Raw genomic sequence first — 16,893 nt, forward strand, 5'->3', positions numbered from 1 at the left:
AATCTTCCGGGCATGAAGCTTCTCGTGACCGGTGGCGCCGGGTTCATCGGCGCCAACTTCGTGCACCAGACCCTCGCGACCCGCCCGGACGTGGAGGTGACGGTGCTGGACGCGTTGACGTACGCGGGCAACGAACAGTCCTTGGCGTCGGTGGCCGACCGCATCGAGTTCGTCCACGGCGACATCGCCGACGCGCCGCTCGTCGATCGGCTGGTGCGGGGCGCCGATCTGGTGGTGCATTTCGCGGCGGAGTCGCACAACGACAACTCGTTGGCCGATCCGTGGCCGTTCGTGCAGACCAACGTGATCGGGACGTACACGTTGCTGCAGGCGGTGCGTGAGCACGACGTGCGGTATCACCACATCTCCACCGACGAGGTGTACGGCGATCTGGAGTTGGACGATCCGGAGCGGTTCACCGAGGCGACGCCGTACAACCCGTCGAGCCCGTATTCGTCGACGAAGGCGTCGAGCGATCTGATCGTGCGGGCGTGGACGCGCTCGTTCGGGGTGAAGGCGACCATCTCGAACTGCTCGAACAACTACGGCCCGTATCAGCACGTGGAGAAGTTCATTCCGCGCCAGATCACGAATGTGCTCGACGGGGTGCGCCCGAAGCTCTACGGCGAGGGTCTGAACGTGCGGGACTGGATTCACGTCGACGATCACAACTCCGCGGTGTGGGCCATCATCGACGGCGGCGAGCTGGGTCAGACGTACCTGATCGGCGCCGACGGTGAAGCGAACAACCGCATGGTGGTGGAGTCGGTGCTCGAGATCTGCGGTAAGTCCAAGGACGATTTCGACTTCGTCACCGACCGGCCCGGTCACGACATGCGGTACGCGATCGATTCCACGAGGTTGCGCACCGAGTTGGGGTGGGAGCCGCGCTATCGTGATTTTCGCGCCGGCCTCGAGGCGACGGTGCAGTGGTATCGGGACAACGAATCCTGGTGGCGCCCACAGAAGGACGCCACCGAGAAGGCCTACGCGAAAGCAGGCGAACGCACACTGTGAGAGCTTTCGTCGCTGCACTCGCGGTGGTCGCGGCAAGCGTCCTGACCGCCGTCCCCGCACATGCGGACGAGACCTGCGACCCCGCCTACTATCTCGCCGTTCGCGGGTCGGGCGAGGTGCCGCAAGGCGATGCAGCGGTGTCCGCCGGTTCCACGTACCCCGACGGCGGAGGAATGGGTCCGCTTCTGCAGCAACAGTTTCAGGATCTCACCGGCGTCACCGGACTGGGAATCGTGTATCCCGCGGTGCCGGTGGTGACCACGCTCACCGGCCTTCCCGCCTACCGGGACGACTACGCGAACTCCGTCGCCGCAGGGGCGTCCGCGCTGCGACAGACGTTGCGTGACATCGACTCTCGCTGCGGAGGCCAGTCGACGACGATCGCGGTCACCGGATACTCGCAGGGAGCGGACGTCGTCAACGCCGCTATCGCGCAGGTACAGAACGAGGGCTCGGCCGATTTCGACCGAGTGAACAAGATCGTTCTCTTCGGCAATCCGAGCCGACTGCAGGGCGCCATGCCGGAGGCCCTCGACACCCGCGGTCAGGGCGTGCGGCGGACGCTGCCGGTGTTCGCGCCGGTCGACCCGGCCACGGACGTGTGGATCGCGTCGCACCGCAGTCTCTTCACGTCGTTCTGCGCCGGATTCGACGCGGTCTGTGACACCTCGTCCGCACTGCAGGTAATTCCGGGGCTAGGTACCCAGACGGCGTTGGAGGTGACCGGCGACGTCCACGTCAGCTACTACCAGACGGGAATCGACTGCGCCGCTACCGGTTCGGTGACCGTCCCGCCTGTCTGCGGCGCCGCAGTGATCGCGGCCGCTCTGGGATTGCCCGAACCGGCGAGCGCCACCGCGCCCGCACAGTCGCTGCCGGCCGACGCGCCCCTGGCGGTCATGGTCGATCTGGGTCCCGCACGTGCCCTGCAGCAGGTGGTCGTCACCGTGGGCGGCGTGAGCGTGCCCGTCGTCCTGAGCCCGGACGGGATCGCCGCTGCGTCGGTGACATTGCCGACGGGGAGCTACACGGCGTCTGCCGGGGGAGTGGCGTCGATGCCGTTCGACGTGGCAGTCGGGGGACAGGGCAAGCCGTACGTCCCGATCGTCGCCTGAAAAAGGACCTAACCCATCCGGTGCCGCAGCACGACGTACACCGCGCGCCGCATGAACGACGTCAGCAGCGCCTTGAAGTTCCCGATGCGAACATCGTTGGCGGACAACAGATCCGGATTCTCCGAACGGAGTTTCTCGTGGAATCCCGCTGCCTGCTGAGCCTGCTCGCGGGCGAGGCGCACACTCCACTGACCGGCATTGATGCGGAAGGACGCGAGCGATCCGGGTATGGCCACCACGTCGCCCTGGAGCGAGACCTCGATGAAGCTGGCCTGATCGATCAGGTACGGGTGGGTGTTGTCCCACCAGCCGATCTTCTCGAGTGCGTCGCGGCGCACCATCACGCACGCCGGTTCGCCGAAGATGTTGGAGCCGGCGAGAACTGCGGTGCGGGCGGCCTCTCGTCCGCCGACCAACCCGTTCAGGCCGCCGAGTCCGCGCGCGGAAATCAACGTGCGACCGGCCGCGTCGACCAAGGTTCGTTGCGACGCGACGAGCACCGCAGACGGGTGCTCGTCGAACGCGGACACCTGACGCGCCAACGCCGTCGGCGCAATGAGGTCGTCACCGCAGACCAGCTTGATCAGTTCTCCGCGAGCTTCCTGGCTGACCCGGTCCCAGTTGCGTTTCGCGCCGCCGCCGGCCTCGGTGGTCAGCAGACGCACCCTGGGGTCGGCTTCGTAGCGGCGCGCGATGTCCATGGTGCCGTCCGTCGACGAGTGATCGGCGACGACCACTTCGAAGTCGTCGTACGTCTGCGCCAGGATCGAGTCCATGGTCTCGGCGAGGTAGTCCGCGTTGTTGTAGGACGGGACGACGACGGACACGCGGGGAGTCATGCGGTCGGCTCCTTCTTGCGTCGGAAAGAGAAGTCGCGGTAGCCGAAGAAGCTGACCACGGCGGTGAACAGGGTGATGACCAGCTGGGACGGGATGGGCGGGAACCCGAGCCCGGACACGGCGATCGTCATCAGGACGAGGTTGACGGCGAACGCGCCGAGGTTGACCACCACGAAGCGCCAGAAGTCGCGTAGAACATGCCCGCGCACCCGGAACACCAGGTAGCGGTTGGTGCAGAACGCGGTCACGACGTTGCAGGCGTACCCGAGCACGATCGCGGCGTGGTAGCCCCACGTGTCGCCGATCAGCAGCTGGAACGAGATGAACCACGCGGTACCGAGTGCGGTGTTGAAGCCACCGACGATCAGGAACACGAGCGCCTGGTTGCCTCTGAATCGATGGCGACCGGCCTCCGGCCTCCCCGCCCTGGTCAAGGGCCCCGGAGGATAAGAGGCGGGGCGGGAGTCCTCGTCCGGAACGCCCGGGGTCAGACCGTGCATATCCAGGAGTCTCCCAGCAGCCGGTGAGGAAGCACAAACCTAGAACAGCAGCGCGCTGCGCGTCGCGTTCAGCGTCGACGCAATTCCTGCGTGCAGCGTGCGGTGGGTGCGCCGGTCGATCTCGGGCCACACCACCGACCGCAGCCGCAGGTCACTGCCCTGCATCGCGGACAGTGGGGACGCGGCCTGCACGACGTTGGGTCGACGGTGAAAGACCGACCGGCAGGCGCCCAGAATGGCGCCGATGGTCACGGCCTGGCCGGAGGCGAAGATCTTCGTCGTCGACTTCTCCGGCACCGTCACCGCGTGCTCGAGTGCGTCACCGACCATTTCGGCGGCGTCGGTGACGAACAGGTAGTCGCGCAGGGTGTCCATCGGCACGTAGATCGACACCGGCGACGCCAGCAGGTACCCGCGGCACAGGTGCGAGATGAGTCCCTGCGGTTTGGACAGGTTCTGGCCGGGGCCGTACAGGTTGGCGAATCGGCCGATGACCGTCCGCGTGTTCAAACGCCTGACCAGCGCTTCCGCGTCGAGTTTGGCCCGGCCGTAGTCGCCGAGAGGCGACGGTGAGCTGTTCTCGTCGTGCGGGGCGTTCGGCGTTCCGGCGTAGACCCCACCGGCCGACGACGCGTGGAAGAAGGTGCCGCAGTCGAGTTGCTCGAGGACGCTGCCGAGCAGCTCGTTCTCCTGCGCGAACTCGTCGCGTGAGGTTCCGTTGACGCCCGCGCCGGCGCACCACACGACGTTGTCGACGTCGCGGAAGCGTCGTGCGTCGTCGACCACCACGTCACGGGCGAGCCGATTGTCCGACCACGGGATGGCGGAGGTGACGACGTCGTGTCCGCGCCTGGTCAGTTCGGCGACCACCGCCCGGCCGAGCAGACCGCCGCTGCCCACCACCCACGAGGACGTCACGGTCGGTCGAGGTCCGGCAACCGGTCGGCCCGCCCCAGCGGCCCCGCTGCGGGGTCGTTGACGATCAGGTAGGGCGGCTTGCCCATCGCGGTCTTGACGTTGACGCCCACGTACTCGGCGACGACGCCGAGCGAGAACAGCGACGCACCGAACCCGAAGAGCAGAACGACCATGGTCGACGCCCACCCACGCACTTCCGAGGCGGGGTCGAAGAACGCGTAGACGATGATCAGGTAGGCGACCAGCACCAGCCCCAAGACGGCGAAGAGCAGCCCGAGAATGCTGACGATGCGCAGGCCCTTCGTGCCGCTGGAGAGCACCATGCGCCAGAAGTGCGAGAGCAGGCTGCGCAGGTGATAGCCGGAGCGTCGGCCCTGTTCCTCGCGCAGCTCGACGGGGCTCGTGGCGATGTCGCCGGCGATCCATCCGAGGGCGACGTCGAGGTACGCCTCGGATCCGGAGTAGGCCGCGACCGAGCGCCCCACCTCACCGAGAACGAGCCGAAAGCTGTTGTACTGCACCGTGTTCTCGGCGGAGAGGGCCTTGGCGATGAGCCACTTCGATCCCTTGGACGCCACGTTGCGCCACACCCCGTGCGGCGGCGCGTTGGTCGCGCGGGCGTAGACCACGCTCGCCTGCTCGTCGAGCGCGGTGTCGAGCAGACCGCCGATGGCACCGGGATCGTGCTGGCCGTCCTCGTCCATGGTGACGATCCACTCGCCCCCGCTCGATGCCATGCCGGCGAGCGTCGCGGGATGCTGCCCGAAATTGCGGCTGAGCCAGATGCCGCGCACCCAGGGACGCTCGGCGATGAGCTCGCGGATCACCCGTGCCGATCCGTCCGGGCCGTGGTCGAACACCAGCAGCACCTCTTCGACGACCATCGGGCGACGACCCGGTGTGACGGTCGGTGTGGTGAGGGGTTCGAGTTCGGCGATCAGAGCCGGCAACGTCTTCTCACCCTGATACACCGGCACGATGACGGAGATTCGGTGCGGAGAAGGGGCGTCGGTCACGGGTGGTCAGCCTACTGTCCGCAGCCGCCCCTTCGCGAAAGGCCGGCGTTCCCCCACGCCGATCCGAATCCGAGCACTCGGTCTGTTCACCCGATACCGTTGCCGGATTGCCGACCAACGAGGCAGCCATCGGGAGGGCGCACCGACATGAGTGACGACACCACGAGCGACAGCTACACGGCGAGGCTCCAGGAACTGCAGGGCGCGCGGTGGAAGCGCGTCCTCCACGTCCAGGCGCCGTACCAATGGAACATTCGGCGGCATCTGCGTGGGCGCCGAGTGCTCGACGTTGGCTGCGGTATCGGTCGCAACCTGCGCAACCTTCCGCCGGGCAGCGTCGGCGTCGACCACAACGAAGCGTCGGTGGAGTTCTGCCGATCGCAGGGCATGGAGGCCTACACCGCCGACGAGTTCCATGCTCTCGAGAAGAAGACGTACGACGGAATGCTGATGGCGCATCTTCTCGAACACCTGCCGCCCGGCGTCGAACACAAGGTGGTCGACGAGTATCTGCCGTACCTCGAGCCGCAGGCGACGGTGATGATCGTGTGCCCGCAGGAGGTCGGTTTTGCCAGCGACCCGACGCACACGAGCTGGTTGGACGCCGACGATCTGCTACGGATCTGCGCGGACACCGGGATCGAGAACGCGACCGCGTCGTCGTTCCCGTTCCCGCGGCCGGTGGGCAAGCTGTTCGTCTACAACGAGACGGTCGTCGTCGGAACCGCGCCGGGTTCCTGAGTCCGTCGTCGGCGACGCACGTCCTCGACCACCATCACGACGAGGACGACGAGCCCGAAGCCCATTCCGACCAGGCCGAGGCGCATGCCGGGGGGCCGGAAGGTGATCTCGAGATCGGCGTCGGACGTGCCGGGAGGCAGGTCGACGTAGACGAAGGTCCCGCCGAGGCCCTGCACCGTCAGCGGCTGCCCGTTCAGGGAGGCGGTGTATCCCGGCCAGGCCAGTCGCGCGAACACCACGCTTCCGCCCGCCTCGGAATCGACCTTGACGACTTCGTGGTTCGAGCTGGACGACACCGGTGTGGCGGTGGCGTTCACCGTCGCCGAGACCGTCCCCGCCTGCGTCGAGACGGGTCCGTCGATCCGCTCGAGGACGACGATCTGATCGCCGGCCGACTTCGGTGCTGGAACGAAGTGCCAGCCCGGCGGGACAGGAAAGTTCTGGATGGACGGGAACTGGGTCCGCTGAATGGTGATGCGGTCGAGCAGCATCAGGTCGGCGAACGTGCGCCCGGTGTAGCGGTCGATGTTGAAGACGCTCTGCAGAGCCGACGCGCAGGTGGACCCGTCGTACTCCATGCAGAGCAGGCCTGCGAACTTCTGATGGCCGACGGGTGTGTACGCGTTCACGTAGTCGAGATCGAGGTCCTTGGCGTAGTTGCCGAACACCTGCGATCGCCACGGAAGGTCGTCGGTGCCGCCGTCGCCCGAGCTGGGGGTGTCGGTCAGGGTCCGCGTGCCCAGCTGCAGCGTGGTGCCCTCGAAGTCGGGGAATTCGGCGCGGGCCTCGGACTGTGACGTCGGCAGTCCCCAGCTGCTGAGCACGGGGCGATACGACGTCACCTGGAAGAGCGCGATCGGAACGACCAGCACCATGAGAAGTGCGGCGGTGATCCGCTGATCGCGACGGGCGGCGAGGAACAGGGCGACGGCGCCGACCGCAACGACGAAGAGCCCCGACAGCAGGTGACGACCGGCGAACTGCGGGCCGGACGACATCGCGCGGATCACCAGGACCACGGTGATCAACACGGCCGCCAGGACGCGGGGCCGGAGCGGTTTGGTGGTGCCGAACCTGCTGACCAGCGTCGCGACGAGGATCAGCGCCACGACGGCGACGAACGGCAGCAGCCGCGCGGGCCACCGGATCTGCCCGATATCGCTCGGACCTGCGGTGAACAGCAGAAGGAAGGCGAGCACGATCACCGGGGCGGACAACTCCCGGAACGACGATGTCGCCCGCTGCCAGCCGACGAACGCCAGAATCGGAACCAGGAACCATGCGATGTAGGTGACCGGGGCCGTGGTGGTCTCGCCGGCCCACGACTCGATGCTCGTGACCGCCGACGGGATGCTGGCGGTGATGGTTTCCGACCACGGGGCCGTCAGGAAGTTGTCGTTGAGCGTGCCCTCTTGGCCGGTCCGCCAGGTCACGGCGGAACTGAGCACGCCGGGCAGGAAGGTGACGGCTCCGCAGGCCGCGGCCGCGACGGACACCGCAGCGAGTCGCAGCGACGGCCAGAGTGCTTTGGTGAAGATGTACTCGCCGATCATCACCGCACCCGCGACGACGCCGGCCATCAGCGCGGCGTGGACGTAGCCGACGCTGATCGCGAGATAGAGGAAGACGAACACCGGAATCGGACCGGACTGCCCGCGCACGTAGCGAACGCCGCTGGCCCACGCCTGAATGACCCACGCCATGCCGATCAGCGAGGTGACCCACGACGGCTGCTCGAAGAACAGGGTGAAGCCGGCGAAGGGTGCGCTGGTCGCCGCGACGGCCGCCCAGGAGGGGCGCGCGCCGTAGACCATCGCCACGCGGTACACCCCGAGCGCGAGGACGACGGCGAAGCCGATCTTCACCGCGGCCGCCAGCAACGCCAGGTTGTCCACCGACGGCGTGATGAAGTTGATCGCCATCTGCACCGGGTTCCAGAGCCCGCCCTGGCCCTCGACCGGATAGTTTCCGGCCATCCACTGGTGCAGAACGATCGGGACGAACTGGCCCTCGCGCAGCAACCGTCCCAGCTGAAGCCAGTTTCCGACGGCGCCGGACGCGGTGTCGTCGATGTAGTAGAAGGTCGGCTTCAGCGCGAGAATTGCGAGCAGGCCGACCACGACAATTCCGGCAGAGGCGGATCCCCACACCCAACGCTCGCGACGGGACGTCGGGGTCGCCGGGTTCATCTGATCGCTTCGCCTCTTCGTTGTCGTGTGCGCCGGTGTGATGTGTCTCGTTGTGATGTGTGAGAACCATGATTGTGGCCGATTCGAGTTCCCTGCGGCCGTCCGGGTGCTAGGGCGCGCCCCGCAGCGGATGCCGGGTCGAGGCTCACCACGTTGTTATCGTGGCCGCATGTCCCAACCCGCTTCGGTTCCGTCCACGCTCACCGAGGTTCGGACGGTCCCCGATCGACTGCTGGTTCAGCGCGGGGTGTTCGTCGGCCCGTCTGCTCGCGTCAACAGTGATCTGTACGTGAACATCGAGCGCGGGGCCGGTCACCGCGAGCGGCACTTCTTCTCGATAGAACCGCAGTCCTTCGCGCACACCAACACGTACTTCGGTCGTTTCGCCGCGTCGTACTGGCAGCGGTGGACCACCGTGAAGTCCGTGCGGGTCAGCGCTCGAGTGAGCACGAACTCGCGCGCGCGAGTGCGGTTGATGGCCTCGGACATCGCCGGGCACCGCCGCATCGTCGCGGCCGACGAGCCGAGTTCCGACACCACCGTCACCTTCGACGTCCCGCTCGACAAGTTCGTCGACGGCGGCGCGCTCTGGCTCGAATTCGAATCCTTCTCCGGCGCAGTGGTCGTCGACGATCTCGAGTGGACGGTCGACTCTCCCGAGGTCGTCCGCAACGTCGCCATCGCCATCTGCACGTTCAACCGCGCCGACGACTGCGCGCACACCGTCGCGGCCCTGGCCTCCGATCCGTCGATCGTCGACATCATCGACGCTGTCTACGTCGTCGATCAGGGAACCGATCTCGTCAAGGACCGCGCCGAGTTCACCGAGGCGTCGGCAGTGCTCGGTGACAAGCTGGTCTACCTGAATCAGCCCAATCTCGGTGGGGCGGGCGGCTTCACACGCGGACTGTACGAAGTGTCGGGCTCCGGCTCGACCGCCGACGTGATCCTGATGGACGACGACATCCTGTGCGAACCCGAGACCGTGCTGCGCCTCAGCACGTTCGCGAACATGGCGGTCGAGCCCACGTTGGTCGGCGCGCAGATGCTGTTTCTTCTGAACCCCGACTATCTGAACGTCGGTGCCGAAGACGTCGACCTGTCCGTCCTGATGCACGGCCGCCGGGTGCCGAAAGCGTTGGGCAACAAGTCGATGCTCGACAAGAACCAGGAACGACGGGTCGACGCCGGCTACAACGCCTGGTGGACGTGCCTCATCCCGGCGGAGGTCGTGAAGCAGATCGGTCTGCCCCTGCCCATCTTCTTCCAGTGGGACGACGTCGAATACGGCATCCGCGCGCGGGAGGCCGGGTTCGTGACGGTCACCCTTCCCAACGCCGCGGTGTGGCACGCCGACTTCTACTGGAAGGACTTCGACGACTGGGCGCGCTACTTCAGCACCCGCAACTCCCTCGTCGTCGGGTCCCTGCACAGCCAGCTCGACGGTAAAGCGTTGTCCACCATGTTCTTCCGGCAGATCGCCGAGTACATCGTCGGCATGCAGTACGGCCTCGCCCATACGACGCTGAAGGGGATCGAGGACTTCCTCCAGGGTCCGGCTCATCTGCGTGACGGCGGCATGGCCGCAATGGCGCAGATCCGAGCCGACCGGAAGAACTACCCGGAAACGATCATGCACCCGGCAGCCACGGCGCCGGTGCGGTCCGCCGATCTGAAGATCGAGCGCGCGAGCGGCGAGCCGAGCAAGATGCGGCTCATCCTCGCCAAGCGCGCCCTCGATCAGTGGCGCGGCCGGACCATCGGAGGTCTGCACGGGGTGACCCGCGAGGACGCGCACTGGTGGCACATCTCCAAGTTCGACCACGTGGTGGTGACCGACGCGTCGCAGGGCGGGGTGCGAATTCGTCAGCGGGACAACGCAACTGCCCGCAAAATGGTGCTCCGCACCTACCGTCTGATGAAGCGCCTACGCGCCGAGGCGCCAACGGTGTCCGAGCAGTACCGGGCGGCGATGCCGGATCTCATCAGCAGGGAGAACTGGGCGAGGTTGTACGGGATCTCCGACTGAGGGGCACCCTCTTCTCGGTGTGACCCTCTTCTCGGTGTGACCCCCTTCTCGGTGTGACCCCCTTCTCCGTGTGACCCGATGTGACGTTGGGTCGCAATAGTGGACCCAATGTGACGTTGGGTCCACCGAAAAGGTCACCCCGTAACCCGCACCACCACCTGCTCACTGTTCGACGTGTAAGCGATGTACTCGAACGTCACGCCGGTCCGTTTCACGAACTCCACCCACGCCCGGTATTCGTGCTGCTCCCAGCCGGGGAAGTTGAAGAACTCGTCGAACACGATGATCGAACCGGGCTTCAACCGGCTTTCGAGCCGGCGCAGGACGAAGTCGGTCGACGAGTACAGGTCGGCGTCGAGATGCAGGAACGCGACGGGTCCGCGGTTCTTCGACAGGAAGGTCGACAGCGTCTGCTGGAACAACCCTTCGACGAGGAACGCGCCGGGCACGTCGGGCTTCTCGGCGACGGCGAACTCGCCGACGGGATATCCGGTGCGCCACGGTTCGGGCAGACCGTCGAAGGTGTCGAACCCGACGACGACACCGACGTTCGCCGCCTCTTTCCACGCGTCGGCGATGATCCGCAGCGTGGTGCCGGTGGCGACGCCGAACTCGAGTGCCATCCCGTCGATGGACACCTGGTCCAGCGCGAAGCGCAGCGTCTCGTGCGGGTGGGTGAACGTCGGCAGATTGTTCAGGGTCTCCTCGGCGAACTCGGCGCTCGACGCGACTGCTTCGAGGTCCGAGGCGAAGGGCATGTCGTGCCGCATCCGGAACTCGAGGGTGTCGATCGACGCTCGCAGGTCGGCGAGGACAGCGCCCTGCTCGTCCAGCCGTTTGATCAACTCGCGGTGTCGCCGCTCGGACTCGGCGAGTGGGTCGGCCACCGCGTCCTGCACTGCGTTGATGAGTTTGTTGCGAGCCGACACCTTGAGGCGTTCGGTCCACCGGGAGCGGGACGTCATGAGGACATACCGTAGTTCACGGTCTCCGGAAACGCTCCTGGCGACCGAGCTTGCGCAACCGGAACCATTCGCCCAAACCGCGCGGGTCCCGCTTCGTCACGAGGAAGTACCAACCGAACCGGATCCACTCCTGCGGAAGGAGTTTGCGCATTCCCGGTTGCGACATCACATAACCACGGTTGCGGTAGGTGAAGTAGCGCTTGGTGGGGTCGTCGGGGTACTGCGTGTGCATCCGTCCGCCGAGAATCGGCTTGAACTCCTCAGCGCCGTTCGGGTGGACGTACGCCGTCTGCAGGCAGGTGCCGAACTGGAGTCCGGAGCGTGTGAGCCGACGGTGAACTTCCACCTCGTCGCCGCGCACGAACAGGCGCAGGTCGGGTACGCCCACCGCTTCGATGGCCGCGGCGGTGAAGAGTGCGCCGTTGAAGAGCGAGGCGTACGACGGGAGAAGTTCGTCGTCGCCGAGTTCGTGGCGCCACCTCCGCCACGCCGTGCCGCGGCGCAGCGGGAAGGCGAGCCGGTCGGGTTCGTCGATGTCGCAGACGACGGGCGAGACTTCCTGCAGCGAATACTTCTCGGCGCAGGCGAGGAGGGTCTCGAGTACGGCGGGACCCTCGGGTCGGCCGTCGTCGTCGGCAAGCCACACCCGGTCGGCCCCGAGCGAGAGCGCGTAGAGGATGCCGAGGGCGAATCCGCCCGCGCCCCCTAGGTTGTGCTTGGAGCCGAGGTACGTCGTCTCGAGGGCCACCGACTCGACCAGCTCGCGGACCGCGGCTTCGTCGGCGTTGTCGACCACGACGAGGTGATCGAGTGGACGAGATTGAGACGCAAGCACTTTCAGCGATTCGGCGAGAAGTTCCCGGCGCCGATGGGTGACCACGACGCCGATGATCCGCTCAACCATCGGTTTTCTCGAGCTCCCTCAGCACGTGCGCGACGTGGTCTCCCGCCTCGGGACCCTCGTAGGCGCGCACGATCTCCTCGATGCCGCCCTGCTGGCGAATGTTGCCGTGATCGATCCACATGGCGCGATCGCACAGCTGGGCGAGGAACTCGTTGGAGTGCGATGCGAACACGAGGATGCCGGACCGCTGCACCAACGACTGCAACCGCACGCGGGCCTTCTTCATGAACTCCGCGTCTACGGCGCCGATGCCCTCGTCGAGCAGCAGGATTTCCGGGTCGATGCTGGTGACCACGCCCATCGCAACCCGCACCCGCATGCCGGTGGAGTAGGTGCGCAGCGGCATCGAGAGGTAGTCGCCGAGTTCGGTGAATTCGGCGATCTCGTCCATCTTCGCGAGCATCTGCTTGCGGGTCTGCCCGAGGAACAGCCCGCGGATGATGATGTTCTCGTATCCGGAGATCTCGGGATCCATGCCGACGCCCAGGTCGAAGACCGGCGCTACCCGTCCGCGGATGGACGCACTGCCGCGCGTCGGCTCGTAGATGCCGGCGAGCAGGCGCAGCAGCGTCGACTTCCCGGCACCGTTGTGCCCGACGAGGCCGATGCGGTCGCCCTCCTTGAGCGAGAGGGTGATGTCGCGCAGTGCTTCCACCACCACGACGTCGGAGTCGTTGCGACCGATCGAGCCGCCGGCCCGACCGAGGAACGCTTTCTTCAGCGAGCGGGACTTGGCGTCGAAGATCGGGAAGTCGACGCAGGCGTCCTTGGTTTCGATGCTGACGGTCACGGGGAGGTGCTCCTAAACCCAGTAGGGCACGCGGGCCCGGTATTTACGCATCGCGTGGATGGCCAGCAGCCAGCCGACCGCGGTGATCGCGATGACGATGTACCAGTGGTACGCCTTCTGCGGCTGGCCGATCATCGGGTCGCGGATGATCGCGAGGTAGTGGAAGAGCGGGTTGATCTCGGCCAGCTTCGCGCGCTCGGAAATCTGCCCACCGGCACCGCTGAGCGCCTCGGTGGTCCACATGATGGGCGTCAGCACGAACAGCAGCAGGATCAGGCTGCCGAGGATCGGCGCGATGTCGCGGTAGCGGGTGGCGAAGATGCCGAACACGAAGGACACCCACAGCGAGTTCATGATGATCAGCACGAGCGCCGGAATCGCGGTCAGCGACGCCCAGGTCAGGTCTCGCCACACTCCGAACACGGCGAGGATCACCACGTAGATCACGAGGTTGTGCGCCAACAACAGCAGTTGTCGCCACACCAGCCGGTAAATGTGGACGCTCAGTGCCGACGGAAGTTGCTTGATCAGACCTTCGTTTGCGACGAAGACCTCCGACCCCTCCAGAATCGACGCACTGATCAAGTTCCAGATGATCAGCCCGACGGTGACGTAGGGCAGGAACTCCGAAATCGGCTGATCCAGCAGCGCCGAGTACAGAACGCCCATGGCGGCGGCCTGCACACCCGTCGCGATGGTGATCCAGAACGGACCGATCACCGACCGCCGGTAGCGCTGCTTGATGTCCTGCCAGCCGAGGCTGAGCCAGAGTTCGCGCTGCCCGTACCCCTCCCGCAGATCTCGGAAGGCGCGGCTGAGCGTTTGGCTATCGGACACGAGCGAGCAGCCTACCGGGCGTCAGCGGGCTGCCCTGTCGGAGATGCCGCCCGGTCGGAGATACCGCCTGCTCAGAGGTACTGCCCGGTCCCCGACGACGACTGCGACGGTCCGCCGCCGATGCTGACCCCGGGAGGCAATGCGCCCTGGCGCATCTGCTCGAGCTGGGCCCGAGCCGCCATCTGCTGCGCGAACAGCGCGGTCTGAATTCCGTGGAACAGTCCTTCGAGCCATCCGACCAACTGCGCTTGCGCGATGCGCAGTTCGGCGTCGGTGGGAACGGCGTCCTCACCGAACGGCAAGGTGAGGCGCTCGAGCTCGTCGCGCAGCTCCGGCGCTAGACCCTGCTCGAGCTCGCGCACCGACGACTGGTGAATTTCCTTCAGGCGGGCGCGGCTGGCGTCGTCGAGCGGAGCGGCCCGCACCTCCTCGAGCAGCTGCTTGATCATGGTCCCAATGCGCATCACCTTGGCGGGCTGTTCGACCATGTCGGCCAACGACTCACCCTGCTCGTCGTCGGACGCCCCGGTGACGTTGGCTCGTGCGGCTGCAGCCGACGCCTCGGCTGCGCTCATCGCCACGGGCTGTCCGTCGGGTCCGACGACGACCACCTGATCGTCCGGCTGGTCGGGCTGAGGCTGTGAAGACGTCATGTCCTCCATCTTGTCGCGGCGTACCGACACCCGCCAGCGCCGGGGCGCCCTATCCTGGTGACGGCGTCGGGGAGAACGCTTCGGGAGGCAGAGAAGTATGCGACCGGTGACCGCGGCGCCCCGTCATTCGCGGCGCTTAGAGTGTCCGGCATGAGCTACGACGTCGCACGGGTACGAGGGCTCATCCCCTCCCTCGGCGACGGGTGGATCCATCTGGACCCCCAACTAGGGATGCAGATCCCCGACCGCGTCTCCACCGCCGTGTCGACGGCGTTCCGCGGATCCTCGTCGACGCGCACCGGAAGCCACACCTTTTCGCGGCGCAGCGCCGCGATCACCGAGGACGCCCGTCAGGCCGTCGCCGACCTTGTCGGCGGCAAGCCGGAGGGCGTGGTCCTCGGTCCCGACCGGGCGACGCTGCTGGCGTGGCTCGCCGAATCGCTCAGCACCCGCCTCGGCCTCGGAACCGGTCTGGTTCTGTCGCGACTGGACGACGAGGCGAACGTCGCACCCTGGCTTCGCATCGCCAATCGCTACGGCGCACAGGTCCGCTGGGCCGAGGTGGACATCGAGACCTGCGCACTGCCGAGTTGGCAGTTCACCGAACTGATCGGACCCACGACGCGACTGGTGGCCCTCACCGCCGCCTCGCCGATGGTCGGGTCGGCGCCCGACGTTCGCATCGCCGCCGACCGCATCCACGACGTCGGCGGACTGATCGTGGTCGACGCCGTCGGCGCGACGCCCTACGCCCATGTCGACATCGGCGAACTCGGCGCCGACGTGGTGGCGGTCAGCGCCACGGCGTGGGGTGGCCCGCAGGTCGGCGCCCTGGTGTTCCGCGACCCTGCGTTGCTCGACCGAATCCCCGCGATGTCGCTCAACCCCAATGCGCGCGGAGCCGAGCGTCTCGAGGTCGGCGGCCTGCAGTACGCGATGCTCGCCGGCATGACCGCATCCATCGACTTTCTCGCCGGTCTGGACGAGAACGCCACGGGGTCACGGCGCAGACGCCTCGAGATGTCCATCAGCTCGCTGCAGGACTACCAGGATCAGCTGTTCGACCACCTGCTGCGATCCCTGGACGACATTCCCGGAGCCATGGTCATCGGACGGTCCGCGAGTCGCGTGCCGACGCTCAGCTTGAGCGTCGACGGCGTCCCGGCCGAGAAGGTGGCGGCGCACCTCGCCGAGAACCGCATCGGAGTCGTCAGCGGACTGCACGGCGGCAGCCGGTTGCTCGACTCGCTCGGTGTGAACGACGAGGGCGGAGCCATCACCATCGGGTTGGCGCCCTATACGACGCGCTACGAACTCGACCAGTTCGTCTCTCGCATAGCCGATCTCGGCTAGTTCGGCTCACTACACGCGCAGCAGCACCTTGCCCACCGTCGCGTGGTCGTCGAGCATCCGGTGCGCGGACGCTGCCTCCTGGATCGGGACCTCGGCGTGGATGACGGGTACGACGGCGCCCTCGGCGACGAGAGGCCAGACGTGGTCGACGACGGCGCGAATGATCTCCGCCTTCCCGTGCGCCCCGCTCAGCGGGCGGGCGCGAAGCCCGGCGGCGTGAACGGTGCCGCGCTTGGCGATCAGAGCGCCGAAGTCGAGCTCGGCCTTGCGGCCTCCCTGCATGCCGATCGTGATCAGCCGCCCGTCCATGGCGAGCGCGGAGATGTTGCGAGACAGGTACTTCGCGCCCATGTTGTCGAGGATGACATCCGCGCCGTGGCCGTCGGTGGCCTTGTTCAGTTCCTCGACGAAGTCGGTCGTCTTGTAGTCGATCAGAATGTCCGCGCCGTAGGACCGGCAGATCTCCAGCTTCTCGGACGAGCCGGCCGTGACCGCTACTCGCACGCCCAGCGCCTTCGCCAATTGCGATGCATGCGTGCCGATTCCGCTTCCACCGCCGTGAATCAACAGGGTGTCGCCGGACTTGAGGCCCGCGGTCATCATCAGGTTGGACCACACCGTGCACGCCACTTCGGGCAGCGCCGCTGCGGCATGCATGTCGAGGCCGGCCGGAATGGGCATGACCTGACCGACAGGCACGACGACCTGCTCGGCGTAACCTCCGCCCGCGAGGAGCGCACACACCCGGTCGCCCACCGAGAAGCCGGACACTCCGGGCCCGAGATCGCCGATCACGCCGGAACATTCGAGGCCGAGAACCTCCGAGGCGCCGGGCGGCGGCGGGTAATTGCCCTGGCGCTGCTGCAGGTCCGCGCGGTTGACCGCGCTGGCCGAGACGTCGATGAGGACTTCGCCTGGCCCGGGCGTCGGGTCGGGCACCTCGGTCCACATCAGAACGTCGGGGTCGCCGTATTCGCGGAGCGTGATCGCATGCATGGGTCCACGTTAGGCCCTCCGGAGCTGTGCG

16 protein-coding genes are annotated in these 16,893 nt (G+C 66.8%); 5 read left to right on the forward strand and 11 right to left on the reverse strand.

Going from position 1 to position 16,893, the window contains the following annotated elements:
* Positions 1-12: 12 nt before the first annotated feature.
* Positions 13-1,017, forward strand: coding sequence for a dTDP-glucose 4,6-dehydratase (gene rfbB, locus AC59JP_RS11660; RefSeq protein WP_497325941.1), 1,005 nt, complete (start codon positions 13-15; stop codon positions 1,015-1,017).
* The gene (locus AC59JP_RS11665) at positions 1,014-2,132 is read left to right on the forward strand and encodes a cutinase family protein (RefSeq protein ID WP_497325942.1); all 1,119 of its coding nucleotides are present in this window, start codon (positions 1,014-1,016) and stop codon (positions 2,130-2,132) included. The genes rfbB and AC59JP_RS11665 overlap by 4 nt, the downstream gene beginning before the upstream one ends.
* 8 nt (positions 2,133-2,140) lie before the next feature.
* Here the strand turns inward: AC59JP_RS11665 and AC59JP_RS11670 are convergent, their stop codons facing one another.
* The 4 genes from AC59JP_RS11670 to AC59JP_RS11685 are packed head-to-tail and all read right to left on the reverse strand — an operon-like array spanning position 2,141 to position 5,378.
* Positions 2,141-2,971, reverse strand: coding sequence for a glycosyltransferase family 2 protein (locus AC59JP_RS11670; RefSeq protein WP_497325943.1), 831 nt, complete (start codon positions 2,969-2,971; stop codon positions 2,141-2,143).
* Positions 2,968-3,471: a GtrA family protein gene (locus tag AC59JP_RS11675; RefSeq protein ID WP_497325944.1), complete on the reverse strand. Its 504-nt coding sequence runs from the start codon at positions 3,469-3,471 to the stop codon at positions 2,968-2,970. The genes AC59JP_RS11670 and AC59JP_RS11675 overlap by 4 nt, the downstream gene beginning before the upstream one ends.
* Before the next feature lie 39 nt (positions 3,472-3,510).
* On the reverse strand, positions 3,511-4,389 hold the full coding sequence (locus AC59JP_RS11680) for an NAD-dependent epimerase/dehydratase family protein (protein ID WP_497325945.1): 879 nt from the start codon (positions 4,387-4,389) through the stop codon (positions 3,511-3,513).
* A complete protein-coding gene (locus tag AC59JP_RS11685; protein ID WP_497326480.1) occupies positions 4,386-5,378 on the reverse strand; it encodes a glycosyltransferase in 993 nt (330 codons plus the stop codon). Before AC59JP_RS11685 ends, AC59JP_RS11680 begins: the two co-directional genes overlap by 4 nt.
* Before the next feature lie 174 nt (positions 5,379-5,552).
* Here AC59JP_RS11685 and AC59JP_RS11690 point away from each other — a divergent pair, with 174 nt between their 5' ends.
* Entirely contained in the window at positions 5,553-6,146 is a 594-nt protein-coding gene (locus tag AC59JP_RS11690) for a class I SAM-dependent methyltransferase (protein ID WP_497325946.1), read from the forward strand.
* Here AC59JP_RS11690 and AC59JP_RS11695 read toward each other — a convergent pair.
* Positions 6,104-8,335: a TgpA N-terminal domain-containing protein gene (locus tag AC59JP_RS11695; RefSeq protein ID WP_497325947.1), complete on the reverse strand. Its 2,232-nt coding sequence runs from the start codon at positions 8,333-8,335 to the stop codon at positions 6,104-6,106. The two genes, AC59JP_RS11690 and AC59JP_RS11695, sit on opposite strands and share 43 nt — an antisense overlap.
* Before the next feature lie 169 nt (positions 8,336-8,504).
* Here AC59JP_RS11695 and AC59JP_RS11700 point away from each other — a divergent pair, with 169 nt between their 5' ends.
* On the forward strand, positions 8,505-10,364 hold the full coding sequence (locus tag AC59JP_RS11700; protein WP_497325948.1) for a glycosyltransferase: 1,860 nt from the start codon (positions 8,505-8,507) through the stop codon (positions 10,362-10,364).
* A gap of 134 nt (positions 10,365-10,498) precedes the next feature.
* On the opposite strand, the gene AC59JP_RS11705 is transcribed toward AC59JP_RS11700, so the two are convergent.
* The 5 genes from AC59JP_RS11705 to AC59JP_RS11725 form a co-directional block, all read right to left on the reverse strand.
* Complete coding sequence (locus tag AC59JP_RS11705; protein ID WP_497325949.1) at positions 10,499-11,329, reverse strand: class I SAM-dependent methyltransferase; 831 nt, start codon at positions 11,327-11,329, stop codon at positions 10,499-10,501.
* Positions 11,330-11,345: 16 nt separating this feature from the next.
* Positions 11,346-12,233: a galactofuranosyltransferase GlfT1 gene (gene glfT1 / locus AC59JP_RS11710; RefSeq protein WP_497325950.1), complete on the reverse strand. Its 888-nt coding sequence runs from the start codon at positions 12,231-12,233 to the stop codon at positions 11,346-11,348.
* Positions 12,226-13,023 carry a galactan export ABC transporter ATP-binding subunit Wzt/RfbE gene (gene wzt, locus AC59JP_RS11715; RefSeq protein WP_497325951.1) on the reverse strand — a complete coding sequence of 266 codons (798 nt, stop codon included), beginning with the start codon at positions 13,021-13,023 and terminating at the stop codon, positions 12,226-12,228. Before wzt ends, glfT1 begins: the two co-directional genes overlap by 8 nt.
* Before the next feature lie 12 nt (positions 13,024-13,035).
* Positions 13,036-13,860 carry a galactan export ABC transporter permease subunit Wzm/RfbD gene (gene wzm, locus AC59JP_RS11720; RefSeq protein ID WP_497325952.1) on the reverse strand — a complete coding sequence of 275 codons (825 nt, stop codon included), beginning with the start codon at positions 13,858-13,860 and terminating at the stop codon, positions 13,036-13,038.
* A 71-nt stretch (positions 13,861-13,931) separates the two neighbouring features.
* Positions 13,932-14,522, reverse strand: a complete 591-nt coding sequence (locus AC59JP_RS11725) for a bacterial proteasome activator family protein (RefSeq protein WP_497326481.1) — start codon at positions 14,520-14,522, stop codon at positions 13,932-13,934.
* Between the two features lie 141 nt (positions 14,523-14,663).
* Here AC59JP_RS11725 and AC59JP_RS11730 point away from each other — a divergent pair, with 141 nt between their 5' ends.
* On the forward strand, positions 14,664-15,866 hold the full coding sequence (locus AC59JP_RS11730) for a cysteine desulfurase-like protein (RefSeq protein ID WP_497325953.1): 1,203 nt from the start codon (positions 14,664-14,666) through the stop codon (positions 15,864-15,866).
* A 9-nt stretch (positions 15,867-15,875) separates the two neighbouring features.
* On the opposite strand, the gene AC59JP_RS11735 is transcribed toward AC59JP_RS11730, so the two are convergent.
* Positions 15,876-16,862 carry an NAD(P)H-quinone oxidoreductase gene (locus AC59JP_RS11735; protein WP_497325954.1) on the reverse strand — a complete coding sequence of 329 codons (987 nt, stop codon included), beginning with the start codon at positions 16,860-16,862 and terminating at the stop codon, positions 15,876-15,878.
* Between the last annotated feature and the right edge of the window lie 31 nt (positions 16,863-16,893).

This window comes from Rhodococcus sp. 320_ES (genome assembly GCF_059691855.1).